We start from the raw sequence: 13,707 nt of genomic DNA, 5'->3' as shown, positions 1-13,707 counted from the left end.
GCCTGAAGGATCGCCCGGCCTCGATCCAACGCTCGGTTGATCTACGCGCCGCCTCAGCTCGTGATGACGGAGGAGGCGAGGACGCCCTGTCTGAGGCACGCCGTCGTTGGCTTCGAGCACGTCCTCGTGTACCGATGAGAACAGCTGCACCAACGAGGACAATGACCCAGAGTAACGATGTCATCACTTCCTGAAACCCCCATAGTCGAGTCCAACTCCCAGGCCTATACCCACAAGACAGCGGGCGACTGGCCCGCTGAGTGCTGCGAACCCACCGAGGACCGTGCTCCCCCCTCAGCACCGCACAGCGCTCCGGCGGCGCGCAGCAAAGCGCGGGGGGCCGCGCCGAGGTATCGCAGCTGCCGCTTCGGGGCCGGTGTCGGACGGGTGGGCTACAGTCGGCGCTCTCAATTCCCCGGCCGGGTGTCGCGACCGGGGTCAGGCAGCTTCGCTGGGGGATTCCGCAGGATGCAGTCCGAACGTACGGACCTGCCCGGTTACGAGGTCGTCGAAGTCCTCGGCCAGGGCGGGTTCGCCACCGTCTACCGCGCGCGCCAGCTGTCCGTGGGGCGGGAGGTCGCGCTGAAGATGGACAGCCGGGTGCTGTCCTCCGCCCGCGACCGGCAGCGGTTCATCCGCGAGGTCACCGCCGCCGGTCAGCTGTCGGGCCATCCCAACGTGGTGGCGGTGTACGACGCCGGAGTCCTCGCCGACGGCCGGCCGTACATGGTGCTGGAGTTGTGTCCCGGAGGTTCCCTGGGTGACCGGCTCCGCCGGCAGGGCCCGTTCCCGGTGCGGGAGGCGCGGGACATCGGGGTGCGCATCGCCGACGCGCTCGTCGCGGCGCACACCGCCGGGGTGCTGCACCGCGACATCAAGCCGGGCAACATCATGGTCGACCAGTACGGAGGCGTCGCCCTCGCCGACTTCGGGCTGGCCGCCATGCCCCGGCCGGACCACGACCTGTCCGTGACCCGGGAGGCGTTGACGCCCGCGTACGCCCCGCCCGAGGCGTTCAGGCTGGCCACCCCCACACCCGCCGGTGACGTGTACTCCCTCGCCGCGACCGTCTACGCCCTGGTGCACGGCCGGGCCCCGCACTACCCCGAAGAGGGCAGCCTCAGCATCGCCGAGGTCATCGTGCGGCACACCTGGCCCCTGCCCGACCTGCCCGGCGTCAGCCCGGCCTTCACCGACGTCCTCAGGCGGGCCATGGCCGCGGACCCGGCCGACCGCACCCCCGACGCGGCGGCCTTCCGGGACGCACTCGCCGCCGTCGACCTGGGCACGTCGGCGCCCGCCGCCCCCGACACGCCGCCACGGACCGATGCGGAACTCCCGCCGGACACCGAGCCCCTGGCCACGACCGGCCGGAAGCGGCGGCCGAACCGGCGCCGGCGCCTGGCGGTCCCGGCCCTGGTCCTGGCCACGGCCCTGCTCGGCACGGCCGGCGTGCTGGCGTACCAGGACCGGACCGAGGACCGGACCGAGGGCGGGGCCCGGGGCGGGGCCTCCTCCGGAACGTCCGCAGGCTCCTCCCCCACGCCCACGGCATCCTCCGCCACCGCCGCCTTCAAGGTGCCGACCACCACCGAGAGCTGCCCGGCGGCCTCCGTCGGCGGGCTGCACGCCCGCTGCACCACGACCGCCGAATGCTGGGGCGGCCTGGTCGTCATCACCGGAAACGTCACCGTCAACCGCGCGGACTGCCTGGTGGAGCACCCCTGGGAGACCTTCGCCATCGCCCCGCTCCCGGCGGACGGCATGACCGTCAACCAGCAGGAGCTGGAGAACCACCCCGACGTACGCCGGCTCTGCTCCCGCGACGTCATGGCGAAGTCCCGCCGGGGCGCGGCACTCAAGATCGCCCCCGCCCGCTGGACCGTCGACGTCCTCCCGCCCTCACCGACCCAGTACGCCGACGGCCTCCGCGTGCTGCGCTGCATCGCCACGGTCACCGGAAAGCAGTCCACCGGCACCTACTTCCGGCCCCGGTGACACCAGGACGTACCGCGAGGGTCACGCCGGTCGCGCCGAAGGTGGTGTATCCGGCCGCGCGGGCCTTCTCCTCGGCCTCGTCAAGGTGCTCACCCGCGCAGTCCCGCGTCCTCGGCTCAGCGGTCCCGCTCCTCGACACCATCGGGCTCGCCGTGCGGGGCGCAGCCGCGACCGGCTTCGACCCGCTCTTGCTCTTGCCCGTATCGGTGCCGCCGCCGTCGTCGAGCTGTCCGCCCATGCCCGCGCCGATCACCGGCAGGAGGAAGGCCCCGGCGCTCGCGCGGGGTCTGCCCTTCCAGCCCCACGGCGTTCACGGTGCCGGCTTCCATGCCATGGGCCGTGCCGGGCGCACGGCGTTGCAGTGGTGGAGCATCCCCAAGCTCCGCGTCAGCCGCCCAGCTTGACCGCACGGTGTACGTCGTCGGCGTAAGCCTCGGGCTGTTCCCAGGCTGCGAAGTGGCCGCCGGCTCGGTGTTCCACATAATCGCGAACGTTCAGGAACGCCTCGGCGTAGCTTCGCGGCTCCGGTTTGATGTCGCGCGGGAACACGGAGAGCACGGTCGGCGTGTCGATCCGGTCAGGGAGGGTGGCCGGTTCGACATAGGTGGTGAAAGAGGTGCCGATCGTGCCGGTGACCCAGTAGGCGGTGACCCAGGTGAGCAGCTCGTCCGTAGTGAAGGCCGACTCGTCGGACCAGGACTGCAGTTTCTCGACGATCCACGCCGCGAGGCCGGCGGGTGAGTCGCCGAGGGCGACGGCGAGGGTGTTCGGCCGCGTCGACTGCTCCGCGATGTACCCGCCTTCGGTCCGGAACCACTGCGCCGCCCGGGCGAGGTAGGCCGCCGCGTCGGGCGCGAGCTCCGCCGTGAGCGCACGCTGCGGGGCGATGTTCGTGAGGTGCACGGCAGCCACCCGGTCCGGGTGTTGGGCCGCGAGGAGTTCCGCGACGGTGCCACCCACGTCGCCGCCGGACACCGTGTACCGCGAGTAACCGAGTTCGTCCAGAGCCTCCGCGACGATCCCGGCGATCCGGTTGACCGACATGTCGGCAGTGGTGAGCGGGGCCGCGAACGGGAAGCCCGGCAGCGCGGGAACCACCACATGCATGTCCGCGAGCAAAGGCAGGACGCGCTCGAACCGCAACACCGAGTCCGGCCAGCCATGCAGCAGCACGACAACCGGGGCGCCGGGATCCGCGGACCGCTGGTGGATCACACGCAGGTCGGTGCCGCCTGCCCGCACCGTCACCCAGGGGAACTCGCCGATGCGGCGCTCGTGCACGCCCCAGTCGTACCCGTTCGCCCAGCGTTCGAGCAGTGCGTCGAGGTGGGTGCCGCTGATGCCGCGCGTCCCGTCGTCACTCCACGGGGTCGTGACGCGCCGCGTCCGCCGGAGTCGTTCCCGTATCTCGTTGTTCATGTGTATCAGCGTACACATGATGTGTATGCTCGTACACATGATTTCGCGCAATGCGGCCGCCACCCGGCAGCGGATCCTGGAGCACGCACAACGCCAGTTCGCCCAGCACGGGTACGCGGCGATCACGGTCAAAGGCGTGGCCGACGCCGCCGGCGTGTCTCCCAACCTCATCACGCGCTATTTCGGCGGCAAGGACGGCCTTTTCCTGGCGGCAACCCGGGTGGAGATCCCGGTCTCCGACTCCTTCGACGGCGACCGTTCCGCGCTGGGTTCGCGCCTCGCGGCGAGCATCGTCCAGCGCTGGTTCGGCGCACCCGGGGAGGATCCGCTGCTCGTCCTGCAACGGGCCTCCGGCGAACGCCCGCAGGCGGCGGAGGCGCTGGCCGCCTTCCTCGACACGAACTCGCTGGAGCCGCTGCACCGCTACCTGCGCGACAGCGGCCTGGACGACGCGGACGCCCGCAGCCGAGCCGCAGCGATCGACGCCTTCGTGCTCGGCGTCTCGACCCGTCGCCGGGTCCTGCGTTCCGAACTCGGCGACCCCGCCGATCTCCAGGCCTGGCTGAGCGCCACCATCCAACGCCTCGCCGACGGGTGATGCACGACAGCGAGAACTCATCGACATCTGCCCGACCATCGCGATCACGGCACCGGCGCCGTGACCGAGCACGTTTGAGGTGTGGGGGTCAGGCTGCTCGGGTGGCGGGTCGACCCCGGCGCCGTTGTCGTTCGCTGCGGATGCGGGCGCGCTCGCGGCGTTGGGGACCGGGGCCGGCGGTAGGCCGGGGCATGGGTGAGGGTGAGGGTGCGGGTGCGGGTGAGGGTGCGGGTGCGGGTGCGGGTGCGGACAGCACCGGCACGGACCGCGCCGAACGTGGCCTTCCACCCCGCATCCCAGGACACCACCATGTAACGGCTCACGCCGGTAGGGTGCGCGCTGGGATCGGCGGGAGGGGGCACAGTGGACGGCGGCGGCGAGACCGTGTTGGTGACCGGTGGCAGCGGGTTTGTCGGGGGTCATCTGGTCACCTTGCTTCTGGAGCGCGGCTATCGCGTGCACACCACGCTCCGGCCCTCGGCGGGAGCCGCGAAGAGGCGGCCGCTGGAAGCGCTGCGGGGCCGTTTCCCGGACCGGCTGCGCCTGTTCGAGGCCGATCTGCTGACGGAGAGGTCCTTCGACAGGGCGATGGACGGCTGTCGCGTGGTGTTCCACGTCGCCTCGCCGTTCTTCATGCCCGAGACGATCAAGAAGGGCGCCAAGGACGTCGTGACGCCCGCGCTGACCGGCACGCGTAATGTCCTCGCTGGCATCGAACGCACTCCCACGGTCGAGCGGCTGGTGCTCACCTCCACCGTCGGCGCGATCTTCGGCGACTACGCCGACGTCCTCGGCATGGACGGGCAGGTGCTCTCCGAGCGCTACGTCAACACCACCAGCACCCCGGAGAACAACCCGTACCACTACGCGAAGACGGTCGCCGAGGAGGCGGCCTGGGAGGCGGCGCGGGCCCAGGACCGCTGGAGCATGGTCGCCGTCAATCCGGGGCTGATACTGGGGCCTTCACTGACCCCCGCGTCCGAATCCGGGAGTCTGTTCCTGCTGGACGAGCTCTTCAAGGGCTACTTCTTCTACGGCGCACCGGACTTCAGCTTCACGGTCGCGGACGTCAGGGATGTCGCGAGCGCGCACGTCGCGGCGGCGGAAACCGCGGACGCGCACGGCCGTTACATCGTCGCGCGGGAGGAGATGTACTCGTTCCTGCAGATGTCACGCATCCTCCGTGACCGCTTCCCCCGGAACCTCAGGCTCCCCGCCCACGGGCTGCCGCACTGGGCGGTCAGAACGCTCGGGCCGGCCTTCGGGCTCACGCCGGACTACATCCGCAAGCACCTGGGGATCCGGTTCGCGGTGGACAACCGGCGCGGCGTGGACGAACTGGGCATCACCTACCGCCCGGTCGAGGAGACGGTACTCGACCACTATCTGACGTGGCGTCAGCAGCGCGGCGCGCGCCCGGACCGGTGACCCGGCGGGGTCACGCCCACTTCCAGACCTGGTTGCTGCTGCCCGCGCAGCTCCAGCCCTGGACCTTCTGGCCGTTCCGGCCGGAGGTGGCGGCGTCCGCGTCCAGGCAGTAGCCGTTGGGGACGCTGACCAGGGTGCGGCCGCCGGAGGCGGCGGTGGCGCCGAGGGTCCAGCGCTGGGCGGTCAGGCCGTCGCAGCCCCTCCCCCGGACCTTCTGGCCGTTCCGGCCGGAGGTGGCTGCGTCGGCGTCCAGGCAGAGATGGCTGCCGCGGTTGACGACGGTGTACGCGGAGCTCTGGCCGGGGACGGGGTACAGGGCCCACTTCTGCCTGCCGGCCCCCGCGCAGTCCCAGACCCGGACCTTGCGGGCGGCGCCGGTGGCCATGTCGAGGCAGCGGGCGGTGTCGACGGCGTCGACGCTCTCGGTCACGGTGAGCGCGCCGCTCCGGAGCGGGCCGCGGGGGCGGCTGTAGAGGTACTTCTTGGTCTGGGCGCCGACCCTTCCGTCGACAGTGATTCCGGCCTCGGTCTGGAAGACCTTGACGGCGGCGAGGGTCCGGCCGCCGAACTTGCCGTCGACGGTGACGTACAGCCCGTAGCCGAGGAGCAGCCTCTGGAGGGCGCGGACGCAGGCGCCGCCGGTCCCCGAGGTGATGGGGGTGGGGCAGGAGGCGGACCGGATGTCGGGGTTCGCGGGATTCCCGGCGGTCGTCGGCCCCGGAGAGTCCTCGGCCTTCGACGGGCCGGCCGCCGAGGACGTGGACGTCGACGCGGAGGTGGACGTGGCCTTCGGTGAGGCGGCGGAGGTGGCAGTTCCGTCCGTGGTCGCGGTCGGGGAGGTGTCCGGCCCGGACGCGGCCGCCGTCCCGTCGCCGCCCGGGTGCAGCAGTGCGACGGTGGTGCCCGCGGCGGCCAGGACGGCGACGGCCACGGCGGCGCCCACGAGTACGTTCCTGCGCTTCCTGGAAGCGGGCCCGGCGGGCCCGCTTGGCCCGGCGGCGGGGCGGCTCGGGGCGGACCGGGGCGGCGCCGTGGCCGGCCCCGACAGCTGCTGGCCGATGGCCGTCCGGAACACGGTCCCGGGTGCCGGACGCAGCTCGGGGTTCTTGTCCAGGCAGGTCCGGATGAAGGCCGCCAGCTCCGGATCGGTGGCCGCCACGGCCGCCAGGACCTTTTCCCGCGGCGGTTCGAAGGCGACCCGGTGCAGGACGTCGACACCCGTACCCTCCCCGAACGGGGCCTTGCCGACCAGGGCGTACGTAAGGGTGGAGGCCAGGGAGAAGATGTCGGACGCGGCGGTCACCTGATGGCCTCTGGCCTGCTCCGGTGACATGTAGGCGGCGGTGCCCACGTGCTGGCCCGTGGTGGTGATCGAGGCGCCGTCGGTGGCCTGGGCGATCCCGAAGTCGATCACGCGGGCGCCGTCGGAGGCCAGGATCACATTGGACGGCTTGAGGTCGCGGTGGACGATCCCCGCCCGCCACATGGCCTCGATCGCACGTCCCAGGTCGGCCATCAGGCGCCAGGCCGCCGCCGCGTCGATCGGACCGCGCGCGTCGACCACCTGGGAGAGCGTGGGCCCCGGTACGTACTCGGTGGCCACCCACACCAGGTTTCCGTCGCAGCCGCTGCCCAGCAGCCGCACCGTGTGCGCGCTGCGGACCCGGTCCAGCGCGCCGACCTCCCGCTCGAAACGCTTCCGGAACTGCGGGTCCTCCGCGTACTCCGGCCGGATCACCTTGACGGCGGCCAGTCCGCCCGCGCCGGTGGTGGCCCGGCCCAGGTAGACCCGGCCCATCCCGCCGCTGCCGAGCACCGACACCAGGAGATACGGGCCGACCCGCCGGGGGTCGCTGTCCCGCAGCGGAACCGGAGGGGGTGGTTCCATGCCGGCCACCGCATAGGCCATCGTCTCTGGCCGAAAGCGCTTGTCGTCTGGCATGGGAATCCTGGTTCTCTCGCACGGTGTGAGCGCGAGGTTAGCGTAGCGGCCCTCTGCGACACGGGAGTTGGCCCGCCTGCGACTCCTCACGGGACGTGCGGGGGGCGCAACGGCGGGCCGGGCCCGATGTCTCTCCGGGGACACCCGCGTGTCGGCGCGTGCGCGGCCTGCTTCAGCGTGTCCCGCAGCTGGGAAAATCCCGCCGATCCGGCACGTCCGGCACGTCCGGCACGTCCGGCGCATAGTGCCTGGGCTCGCCACGGCGCTCGACCGGAGGCAGGTTACGCGCCGGAGTATCCACCAGCGGTACGGACAGCCCGCGGGCACGTCGCCAGGCCGCCCGGGCGCGTGGGTGGTAGCGCCGCTCGAAGGGCACCAGGTGCCAGCCGAGCGCCACCGTACGGCCGAGCAGGCGCAGCGCGAGCGCGCTCCGCCGCGACCAGCGGTAGCCCAGCCTGGCCCGTACGGCCGGCGGGTACATCCCGACGGTCAGCCGTACGAAGGACCGGGCCAGCGGTACCCGGATCACGCGCCAGACGCTCATGGAGGCTCCTGGCGTGCTGGTCCGGCCGTATCGGGGGCAGCCCCCGACCTGCTGCGGGACCGATCCCGCCAGCCCGGCCGCGACCCCGCCGGAACAGGGCCGGAACACGGCCGGAACACCGTCCGCATCCCTCAAGCATGGCCGTGGGCCTCACAGTTGAAACCCTGACGCAACATGCTTGACAGATTGAAGTGGCCACGACCACACTCGCAGCTCAGTCGGCCATGTTTGCGCAAACATCACCCGGAACGCCGACTCGGCGAGACCAGGCCCAGCCCGAACGAGCGAACCGGACCGAGCAGTTGTGCCTCGCCCTGCCGCCACCACAGGCCCGCCCGTCGAGTCCCCCCACGAAGAAGGTGCCGCCATGCCCACCCGCACCCGCATCCGCGCCCGTATCCGCGCCCGTGTCCGCCGCCCCGGGCGGACCGGCGGACGCACGCTCGTCGCCACCGCCGTGGCCTCCGCCGCGCTGCTGTGCGCCGGCCTCCAGCCCTCCGCCGCAGCGGCCACGCCGGCCACGGCCACCACCGGCCACACCGCCAACACCAGCCAGTTCAAAGGCGTGAACTGGGCCGACCCCCGTGACAACTTCGCGGACGACCCGGTGGTGCTGTCCGGCCTGTCCCTCTCCGACAGCTACGCCACGACCTACCGGAAGGCGAGCCGCGTCATCGCCGCCTTCCACGCCAACCTCGGCGCCAACACCGTCCGGCTGCCGATCAACCCGTACACCGTCAACGGTTCGTACTGGCACTCCTACCGGGCGGTCATCGACGCCGCCACCCGACTGCACTTCAAGGTGATCGTCTCCTACTGGGAAGGCACCGGTGCCGCCAAGGACGGCCTGATCGACGACACCGCCGCCTACTGGCGCATGTGGTCCACCGTGACCCGCGCCTACAAGGCGAACGACCGGGTCTACTTCGAGCCGATGAACGAACCGCACGGGTACACCCCCGCCGAGTGGGCCGATGTCGCCGCCCAGTGGATCGACACCTTCCGCGCCGCCGTACCGCGCGACCGTGTATTCGTCAGCGGCAGCGGCTACAACGACAGCGTCGTCTCCGTCTGCGCCGACCCCCGGCTGAAGGGCACCTACCTCTCCCTGCACCACTACGGCTTCTGGGGCAACCGCACCTACGACGAGTGGACCACCGACCTCAAGGCCCGCCTGGGCGACTGCGCGTGGCGCACCGTGGCCGACGAGTTCGGCGCCACCATGACCAGCGGCCTGGACTACAACGGAACGAACGCCGGCAACAACGAGATCTCGTTCATCCAGGCCGACACCGACACCTTCCGCGCACTGCGCATGGGCTCGGTCTACTGGCCCGGCCTGCGTACCGGCGACACCTACAGCCTGCAGACCCTCACCGGCGACCCCGCCAGCCCCTGGCTGGCGACCACCAACGCCTCCGGCGCCGACCGGCTGGCCTGGGCCTGGGGCCGTGGCGAGCCGGTGGCGGGCTCCTAGGTCCTGTCTGGAGTTCGGATCAGGAGTTCGGTAGATCGCCTGCGCGCGAGGGCTCGGTCTTGATAGGCCGTCAGTCATGGCGCGAGGCGATCTCACCGAAGAGCAGTGGGCCCTGATCGAGCCCCATCTCCCGATTGCCGCGGTTGGGCCCATCCCTGACCTGCGGAAACACTTCAACGCGGTGATGTGGCGGTTCCGGACCGGTAGCCCCTGGCGTGACCTGCCGACCGAGTTCGGGCCCTGGCCGAGCGCGTACGACCGCTTCCGGATCTGGGCGACGCGGGGTGTTTTCCAGGATCTGATGCAAACAGTGATCGCCGAGGCCGCCGCCCGCGGCCAGGCCGACCTGGGCCTGGTCAGCGTGGACTCTGCGACCGCCCGGGCCCACCATCACGCCGCCGGGATGGCCCTGGACCCCGAGCAGTTGGCGGCCTTGGAAATGGCCGTCGAGGCCGAAAAGGGGGCGATGGCAAGGCGCAAAGAACGCAGGACGGACAGGCCGAGGATGAGGCGCGCGTCGAGCGGCGACGGGTCCGCCGACGACACCGAGCCCGCTTGAAAGCCGCCGAGCTGGGGCGTTCCCGGGGCGGACTGACGAGCAAGATCCATGTGGCGGCTGACCGACGCTGTCGCCCGCTTGCGTTCGTCCTCACGCCCGGGCAGGCCGGCGACAGTCCACAGTTCGCCCCGGTCCTGGAACGGGTGAAGGTGCGCGGCCCGATCGGGCGCCCGCGGACCCGGCCGGATGCGGTGGCCGCGGACAAGGCGTACTCGTCCCGACGCAACCGCCACTACCTGCGACGACGCGGGATCCGAGCCGTGATCCCGGAGAAGGTCGACCAGGCCGCGAACCGCAAGAAGCGTGGCAGCGCTGGCGGTCGGCCAGTCTCACACGACGCGACACTCTACAAAGAGCGCAACACCGTGGAACGGTGCATCAACCGGCTGCGGAACTGGCGCGGTATCGCTACCCGGTACGACAAGACCCCGGAGAGCTACGAGGCCGGACTGCACCTGTGTGGTGCGATGCTCTGGCTCCGCAGCATCGCACCACACTCGTGATCCGAACTCCAGACAGGACCTAGAAGACTGCTGAAAATCTTGTCGAGGGGCTGTCCGGCCGCAGGCCGGGCGGCCCTTTTGCTATGCGGTGGCTGGGGTGAGATGCCAGGTGTTGCTCGTCCGGGTGAGTCCCAGGTTGATCAGTCGGCGGAGGTTGAGGGCGGCGGCGCGGTGGTGGAGCCAGATGTTGTTGGCGATGACGCCGCGGTAGGGAACCCGGCGGTTGCCCTTGGCGACGAGCCAGGCGATGGCGCGTTCGACGGGTGGCCGCCATCGGCGGTATTCGTCCTTCCAGACGGGGTCGGTGGCGGCCTGGGCCCGGGCGGCGGCCAGCAGTTCGTACTGGGGGTGGACGTTGAGGGTGCGTCCGGTCTTGGAGGTGGTGCAACGCGTCCGCAGCGGGCAGTCGGCGCACACACCCTTGAACTGGGCGGTGCGGGCGCCGTCGGGTTTGATCTGGCCGAGGTTGGCGGTGTTTCCGGCCGGGCAGGTCGCGGTGCCTGCGGTCAGGCCGATACGGAAGTCGTCGACGGTGAACCCGCCGGGCACTGCCTGCCGCAACGGCGGCGGCTTGATCACCAGGGTGTGGCCGTCGGCCTGCAGTTGCGCGCGCAGGTCGCCGGTGCCGTAGGCGGAATCGCCGAGCACGGTTAACTCCGCGCCCTCTTCCTCGTCGGCCAGCAGACCGGCGGCGACGGCGGCCTCGTGGTTGTCGGGGCCGTAGCCGCTGGTCAGGGCGACGGCGGTGAACAGCCCGGTCTCCGGCTCGAAGGACGCATGCCCTTTGAAGCCGTCCTGGTGACGGGTGCGGTTTTTGTGGATGTGCCGCGCGTCGGGGTCAACGGTGGACACCGTCCGGTCCGCCACCGTGCGCTTGGCGATGCGCCAGCGCCCGTCGCGTCCGTCGGAGTCCTCGGCGGGTTCCACGTCCTGCCCGGCGACCAGGGCCAGCAGGCCGACCGCGTTCGCCGCCTTCTCCCCCAGGTTCTGCTCGGGCAGGTGCCCGAGCAGGTTGAGGGCGTCGGTGACCAGCGCGTCGACCAGCGCGGCGCGGGCCCTCTCGTCGTCCCAGGCGATCCTCGGCTTGCCCGGGTCGGTGTAGTCGTGTGCCCGGCAGTGCCCCGCGGCCACCTCGTCGGCGCCGGGGACCTCGCGGATCACCCGGCGGATCGCGGAGATGATCTGGGTGACGGTGTCCTGGGTGGCCACCGCGTCATCGAGCACGGTGGAGTCCAGCGCGCGCCGCTGTTTGCCCTTGAGCACGCCGGTCGCGGCCACGACTTCCCTGACCTTGGTGAAGATCCGCATCGGATCGGCCGAATGACGCAAGCGGCGCCGGAAGTACGTCAGCAGCGACGGATCGAACGCGGTGTCGTACAGCCCGAGCCCGCAAGCCGCCTTCCACCGCAGGTCACACCGCAGTTCCTGGACCGTCTCGAAGTCCGACAGCCCCTGCAGGCTCTGCAGCACCACCGTCGCGGCCAGCACCTGCGGCGGCAGACTCGGACGGCCATTGGACGACGGATACATGTCCGCGAACATCCCCGGCGGGAACAGCACCTCACGATGCTCGGCCAGGAACGCGAACACACTCCCCACCGGGATCAACTCCCGGCACGTCTCCCACACATCCGGCCCGACCATCTCCCCGGCCCACTCACCCTGCATGCCTACAAGACTGGCCCCGACTCCACCGAGCCGGGGCCAGAACATGAGATTTTCAGCAGTCTTCTAGGCCCAATGCCGTTGCCTTTGCTGTAGGCGTACTGTGCTTGGCAGTTCGTCCCGGGGGTGGTTCGGATGGCTGCGAGTGTGTCTGACTTATCGGGTCTCGGCCTGTTGACCTGGGTGTATCCGCCAGGCTTGGTGGACCGGGTGGTGACGGCGTGCGGCCGTGCCGAGCGACGTCAGCGGCTGCTTCCCGCGCGGCTGGTGGTGTACTTCGTGCTGGCGTTGGCCCTGTTCTCACCTGCCCCGTATCTGGAAGTGATGCGCCATCTCGTCGAGGGCTTGCGGGGCTCGGGGCTGCTGGGCAACTGGCGTGTTCCGGCGAAGTCCTCGCTGTTCAGGGCCCGGCAGCGGCTGGGCTCCGAGCCGCTGCGGGTGCTGTTCGCCACGACCGCGAAGCCGATGGCGACCGAGGCGACGCCCGGCGCGTTCTGGCGGGGCTTGCGGCTGCTCGCCGTCGACGGCACGTGCTGGGACGTCGCGGACAGTGAAGCCAACGAGACTGCCTTCGGACGTCCGGGCAGTGGCCGCGGGTCGGGCAGGAGCGCGTTTCCGCAAGTGCGGATGGCAGCTCTGGTGGAGATCGGCAGCCATGCGGTGCTGGACGCGGAACTGGCCGGCTGCCGCACCGGGGAAGTCACTCTGGTAGGCCGCCTGCCGCGTTCGACCGGCCCAGGTCAGCTGGTCCTGGCCGACCGTGGGTTCCTTGGCGTCCCGTTGTGGCAGGCGTTCACCGCCACCGGCGCCGACCTGCTGTGGCGGGTGCCCGCCAACCGCGTCCTGCCCGTCACCAAACAGTTCCGCGACGGGTCATGGCTCTCACACATCAGAGCGAGCGGCGGCCCGGCCCGCAAGGAGCCGGTTGTGGTCCGTGTCCTGGCCTACCGGCTCAAGGACCGGGCCGGTGAGGGTGAGACCGACGACTATCGCCTGGTCACCAGCCTGCTGGACGCCCGACGGTATCCTGCCCGGCAGCTGGCCGCGCTCTACCGCGAACGCTGGGAGATCGAGTCCGTCTTCGCCGAGATCAAAACCCATCAGCGTGGCGCACGCGTCGTGCTCAGCAGTAAAACACCCGACGGTGTTCACCAGCAGATCTGGGCACACCTGCTGGTCCACCACGCTCTGCGGGAACTCATGCTGAGAACGGCTGCCACCCGTGGCCTGGACCCTGACCGGGTCTCCTTCACCGAAACGCTGCGCTCTGCCCGGCGCAGCGTGACCGTCACGCCGGGCAGTTTTTCCCCCTGACCTCCTGGTCAGAGCACTGGTGATGCTCGAGCAGGACCTCCTGGAACGGCTCCTGCCCGTCAGACGCCTCCGCAGCCAGCCCCGCGTGGTGAAACGCAAGATGTCCAACTACCGCCTCAAGCGAACTGAACACCGTTCCTGGCCACAGCCGACCCGCACCGGACCTCAAGCGGTCCTCATCACAAGACCCCAGCCCGCAAGCCCGTAACGCAACGGCATTGCTTCTAGGCCGTGTTTTAGAAGTAGCCCCGGCCGCCCGG

The 13,707-nt window shown here is 70.9% G+C and carries 9 protein-coding genes and 1 pseudogene; 6 read left to right on the top strand and 4 right to left on the bottom strand.

Going from position 1 to position 13,707, the window contains the following annotated elements; translation table 11 throughout:
* Nucleotides 1-468: 468 nt before the first annotated feature.
* Complete coding sequence (locus RWE79_RS32085) at nucleotides 469-1,998, top strand: serine/threonine-protein kinase (protein ID WP_475943575.1); 1,530 nt, start codon at nucleotides 469-471, stop codon at nucleotides 1,996-1,998.
* Between the two features lie 387 nt (nucleotides 1,999-2,385).
* Here the strand turns inward: RWE79_RS32085 and RWE79_RS32080 are convergent, their stop codons facing one another.
* Nucleotides 2,386-3,417, bottom strand: a complete 1,032-nt coding sequence (locus tag RWE79_RS32080; protein ID WP_475943574.1) for an epoxide hydrolase family protein — start codon at nucleotides 3,415-3,417, stop codon at nucleotides 2,386-2,388.
* 37 nt (nucleotides 3,418-3,454) lie between these two features.
* Here RWE79_RS32080 and RWE79_RS32075 point away from each other — a divergent pair, with 37 nt between their 5' ends.
* Both RWE79_RS32075 and RWE79_RS32070 read left to right on the top strand, forming a co-directional pair.
* Nucleotides 3,455-4,015, top strand: a complete 561-nt coding sequence (locus RWE79_RS32075; protein WP_475943573.1) for a TetR/AcrR family transcriptional regulator — start codon at nucleotides 3,455-3,457, stop codon at nucleotides 4,013-4,015.
* A 363-nt stretch (nucleotides 4,016-4,378) separates the two neighbouring features.
* Entirely contained in the window at nucleotides 4,379-5,443 is a 1,065-nt protein-coding gene (locus tag RWE79_RS32070; RefSeq protein ID WP_475943572.1) for an NAD-dependent epimerase/dehydratase family protein, read from the top strand.
* A 10-nt stretch (nucleotides 5,444-5,453) separates the two neighbouring features.
* Here the strand turns inward: RWE79_RS32070 and RWE79_RS32065 are convergent, their stop codons facing one another.
* Both RWE79_RS32065 and RWE79_RS32060 read right to left on the bottom strand, forming a co-directional pair.
* Nucleotides 5,454-7,331, bottom strand: coding sequence for a protein kinase domain-containing protein (locus RWE79_RS32065; RefSeq protein WP_475943571.1), 1,878 nt, complete (start codon nucleotides 7,329-7,331; stop codon nucleotides 5,454-5,456).
* Nucleotides 7,332-7,557: 226 nt separating this feature from the next.
* Nucleotides 7,558-7,929 carry an oxygenase MpaB family protein gene (locus RWE79_RS32060; RefSeq protein WP_475943570.1) on the bottom strand — a complete coding sequence of 124 codons (372 nt, stop codon included), beginning with the start codon at nucleotides 7,927-7,929 and terminating at the stop codon, nucleotides 7,558-7,560.
* Nucleotides 7,930-8,296: 367 nt separating this feature from the next.
* Here RWE79_RS32060 and RWE79_RS32055 point away from each other — a divergent pair, with 367 nt between their 5' ends.
* Together RWE79_RS32055 and RWE79_RS32050 are read left to right on the top strand one after the other, a co-directional pair.
* Entirely contained in the window at nucleotides 8,297-9,406 is a 1,110-nt protein-coding gene (locus tag RWE79_RS32055; protein WP_475943569.1) for a glycoside hydrolase family 5 protein, read from the top strand.
* 76 nt (nucleotides 9,407-9,482) lie between these two features.
* A pseudogene (locus RWE79_RS32050) lies at nucleotides 9,483-10,468 on the top strand (IS5 family transposase).
* A gap of 81 nt (nucleotides 10,469-10,549) precedes the next feature.
* Here RWE79_RS32050 and RWE79_RS32045 read toward each other — a convergent pair.
* Complete coding sequence (locus RWE79_RS32045) at nucleotides 10,550-12,136, bottom strand: IS1182 family transposase (RefSeq protein WP_475938642.1); 1,587 nt, start codon at nucleotides 12,134-12,136, stop codon at nucleotides 10,550-10,552.
* A 132-nt stretch (nucleotides 12,137-12,268) separates the two neighbouring features.
* Between RWE79_RS32045 and RWE79_RS32040 the strand changes: the two genes are divergently transcribed.
* Nucleotides 12,269-13,447, top strand: coding sequence for an IS4 family transposase (locus RWE79_RS32040; RefSeq protein WP_475938055.1), 1,179 nt, complete (start codon nucleotides 12,269-12,271; stop codon nucleotides 13,445-13,447).
* Nucleotides 13,448-13,707: the final 260 nt, after the last annotated feature.

The sequence above is a fragment of the Streptomyces sp. RLA131 genome, assembly GCF_056270125.1.
Note: the sequence above shows the minus strand (reverse complement) of the source record. Positions and strands in the feature narration are given on the sequence as shown.

Bases quoted from the DNA above. Each gene is read 5' to 3' on its own strand.
- RWE79_RS32085 (WP_475943575.1), top strand. From the start codon at position 469: ATGCAGTCCGAACGTACGGACCTGCCCGGTTACGAGGTCGTCGAAGTC.
- RWE79_RS32080 (WP_475943574.1), bottom strand. From the start codon at position 3,417: ATGAACAACGAGATACGGGAACGACTCCGGCGGACGCGGCGCGTCACG.
- RWE79_RS32075 (WP_475943573.1), top strand. From the start codon at position 3,455: ATGATTTCGCGCAATGCGGCCGCCACCCGGCAGCGGATCCTGGAGCAC.
- RWE79_RS32065 (WP_475943571.1), bottom strand. From the start codon at position 7,331: ATGGAACCACCCCCTCCGGTTCCGCTGCGGGACAGCGACCCCCGGCGG.
- RWE79_RS32060 (WP_475943570.1), bottom strand. From the start codon at position 7,929: ATGAGCGTCTGGCGCGTGATCCGGGTACCGCTGGCCCGGTCCTTCGTA.
- RWE79_RS32055 (WP_475943569.1), top strand. From the start codon at position 8,297: ATGCCCACCCGCACCCGCATCCGCGCCCGTATCCGCGCCCGTGTCCGC.
- RWE79_RS32045 (WP_475938642.1), bottom strand. From the start codon at position 12,136: ATGCAGGGTGAGTGGGCCGGGGAGATGGTCGGGCCGGATGTGTGGGAG.
- RWE79_RS32040 (WP_475938055.1), top strand. From the start codon at position 12,269: ATGGCTGCGAGTGTGTCTGACTTATCGGGTCTCGGCCTGTTGACCTGG.